General features: G+C 37.0%; 2 protein-coding genes. One reads left to right on the forward strand and one right to left on the reverse strand.

What is annotated here, in order from left to right; genetic code table 11:
• Positions 1 to 379: 379 nt before the first annotated feature.
• Positions 380 to 2,995, forward strand: coding sequence for a phosphoenolpyruvate synthase (ppsA, locus tag V7014_RS13190; protein WP_335507844.1), 2,616 nt, complete (start codon positions 380 to 382; stop codon positions 2,993 to 2,995).
• 464 nt (positions 2,996 to 3,459) lie between these two features.
• On the opposite strand, the gene V7014_RS13195 is transcribed toward ppsA, so the two are convergent.
• Positions 3,460 to 3,699, reverse strand: a 240-nt coding sequence (locus V7014_RS13195; RefSeq protein ID WP_335507845.1) for a GNAT family N-acetyltransferase, incomplete at its 5' end; no start/stop codon positions are given.

Here is a 3,699-nt window from a genome sequence, read left to right on the forward strand (position 1 = left end):
GTTTCATTTGATTCACCATCCTTTGTAAATGTCTCATTACTTTATTATATCATCTACAATCCCACATAATCGAACAAAGTATATACATTTACAAATATTAGTGTGTTGCTGAGTAGATCTCAGAGCGAATTTTTTGGAAAACAAACGGATCAAATGGAAAAAGTTAAATTTACATATTCAAAGGGGGTTAAAAGGAATATGATCTGCTTTCAAGGGGATGAACCGGGGTATCAGATTACTATATGGTAAGGTCTAGCTATTTTTTTTTGAACTCTTCCTAATATAATTATAGCATTTAAAAAATGGTTAATATAGACTTTTTATTCTCATTTACTACTGCTAAAATCATTAGAACATTGATGGTTAGGAGTGATGTAGAATGAGTTCTTTAGTTCTCGGTTTTCAGGAGATAGAAAAAACACAGCTTTTGCTCGTTGGAGGAAAAGGGTTAAATTTAGGAGAATTATCAAAAATTCAAGGAATACAAGTACCAGAAGGATTTTGTATTACAACAGTAGGATATCAAAAAGCCATCGAACAAAACGAAACATTTCAAGCATTGTTAGATCAACTAACAATGCTAAAAATAGAAGATCGAGATCAAATTGGTGAAATCAGCAAGAAAATTAGACAAATCATTATGGGAGTAGAAATTCCTTCGGATGTTGTGAAAGCAGTTGCTCACTATCTTTCCCAGTTTGGAGATGAACATGCTTATGCAGTGCGCTCTAGTGCTACTGCTGAAGATTTACCACATGCCTCGTTTGCTGGTCAACAAGACACCTATTTAAATATCATCGGAAAAGAAGCAATTTTGCAGCATATCAGCAAATGTTGGGCTTCCCTATTTACGGATCGTGCGGTAATCTACCGAATGCAAAACAGATTTGACCACAGTCAAGTTTATTTATCCGTTATCGTCCAAAGGATGGTTTTCCCACAGGCTTCAGGGGTTTTATTTACTGCTGATCCGATTACTTCTAACCGAAAACTGCTAACAATCGATGCCAGTTTTGGACTTGGAGAAGCACTGGTCTCTGGCTTGGTATCTGCCGATTGTTATAAAGTACAGGAAGGGGAAATCGTTGATAAGATGATAGCAACCAAAAAATTGGCTATCTATGCACGAAAAGAAGGTGGAACAGAGACACAGCAGATCAAGCCTGATCAGCAAAAGACGCAAACACTTACTGAACAACAAATATTACAACTAGCACGCATAGGAAGACAGATTGAAGCTTATTTTGGTTACCCACAAGATATCGAATGGTGTTTGGTTGATGATGCATTTTACATTGTCCAGAGTCGGCCAATCACTACTTTATACCCGATCCCTGAAGCGAATGATCAAGAAAATCACGTGTACGTATCTGTCGGTCATCAACAAATGATGGCCGATGCCATGAAACCGCTGGGATTGTCTTTTTACCTGTTAACGACTCCTGCACCCATGCGTAAAGCTGGTGGAAGATTGTTTGTTGATATCACACATAATCTGTCTTCTCCTGTTAGCAGAGACATTTTATTGAATACCCTAGGGCAATACGATCCGCTCATCAAAGACGCACTTATGACCATAATAGAGCGAGGAGATTTTATAAAATCGTTTCCAAAAGATAAAAAAAAACTGAGTCCCAATAAAAGCAATAAAGGTATGTCGTCTACGGGTTTTCAAGCACAAATCGAAAACGATCCGACCATCGTTTCTGATTTGATTAAGAGTAGTCAAACATCGATAGAAGAGTTAAAACAAAACATCCAAACGAAATCAGGATCAGATTTATTTGATTTTATTCTAGAAGATATCAAGCAATTAAAGAAGATACTATTTGACCCAGAGAGTTTGGGTGTTATCATGGCAGCTATGGATGCTTCATCATGGATCAATAAAAATATGGAGAAGTGGTTAGGCGAAAAAAACGTAGCAGACACGCTTTCTCAATCTGTGCCAAACAATATTACTTCGGAAATGGGTCTAGAATTATTGGATGTCGCAGATGTGATTCGTCCTTATCCAGAAGTAATTGATTATTTACAACATGTAAAAGATGATAACTTTTGGGATGAACTGGTTAAGTTTGAAGGTGGACAAAAAACCCGGGACGCTATCTATGCTTATCTCAATAAATACGGAATGCGATGTAGTGGAGAAATCGATATTACTAAAACTCGATGGAATGAAAAACCAACTACACTTGTCCCAATAATTCTAAACAATATCAAAGACTTTGAGCCTAAAGCTGGCAATCGGAAATTTGAGCAAGGGCGACAGGAAGCTTTGAAAAAAGAACAAGAGTTATTAGATCGATTGAAGCAATTACCAGACGGTAAAAGAAAAGCCAAAGAGACAAAACGAATGATCAGCCTAATCCGGAATTTCATCGGTTATCGTGAATATCCAAAATACGGCATGATTAATCGCTACTTCGTTTATAAGCAGGCTTTACTAAAAGAAGCCGAACAACTCGTACAAGCCAGAGTTATTCATGAAAAAGAAGATATATACTATCTTACTTTTGAAGAACTACACGAAGTTGTCCGTACAAATAAACTGGATTACCAGATCATCAGCAAACGAAAAGACGAGTACAAATTATATGAAAAACTAACACCACCACGTGTTATCACGTCTGATGGTGAAATCATTACAGGGGAGTACAAACGAGAAAATCTCCCAGCCGAAGCGATTGTAGGACTGCCTGTTTCTTCCGGAGTTATAGAGGGAAGAGCACGTGTAATCTTAAACATGGAAGATGCAGATTTAGAAGACGGAGATATATTAGTTACATCCTTTACTGACCCTGGCTGGACACCAATGTTTGTGTCCATAAAAGGTCTAGTCACCGAAGTTGGCGGACTGATGACCCATGGGGCAGTTATCGCACGTGAATATGGCTTACCAGCAGTTGTCGGTGTAGAACATGCTACCAAACTAATAAAAGACGGGCAACGAATCCGCGTGCATGGAACAGAAGGGTATATCGAAATATTGTAATTACTGAATACCTTTCAGTATGACAAAATGTTATATTGAAATTCTTATCTTTTGTTATAGTGTGCAGAGATAATAAAGTTGTTTAATTTCGGAAAGCGAATCGACTAACTTAAACTTGAGTGTACTACCCACCACTTAACAGCCCTTACTGGCTTGTTTGAAGTGGGGGCTTCTCAGGTAATAGGCACTTTTATTGTCGTTCAGTTGCTTTTTTCATTTTTACGATCCTGAAGTAATTTATCCATCCGAATTTAACTTGTGTTTTAATTTCAATATTCGGTAGTCTAACGAAACACCCCAGTTTCGTTTTGTCAGTTTTCGAAGCCTTCTTTGAAATTTCTGTACTGAGATTAGATGTGGTTTCACTTGATAACTCTTATTTTTAGAATCGTAATAATATCCAAATCCTAAGAATTTCAAACTATGCAGCCATTGAGATTGGATATTCTACCTGAGCTATTTCTTTACTTTTGTTTTTTATTGAAAAGGTTGAGATCCCATCGTTCTTCAATTAATTTAGTTACTGCCCATTCTTCATTTGGCTTTTCTTCTGTTTTTGTAAAATTAAATTTTCGATATAGGTGACGAGCTGATTCTAAGATACTGATTGTCCATAGGAAAATATGCTGATAATTTTGGGCTTTACAGAAAGCAATGGCTGTGTTTATAAGCTCTTTGCCAATGCCTAAACCTTGATACTTTTC

The sequence above is a fragment of the Bacillus sp. JJ722 genome, assembly GCF_036963345.1.
Taxonomy (GTDB): domain Bacteria; phylum Bacillota; class Bacilli; order Bacillales; family DSM-1321; genus Bacillus_AD.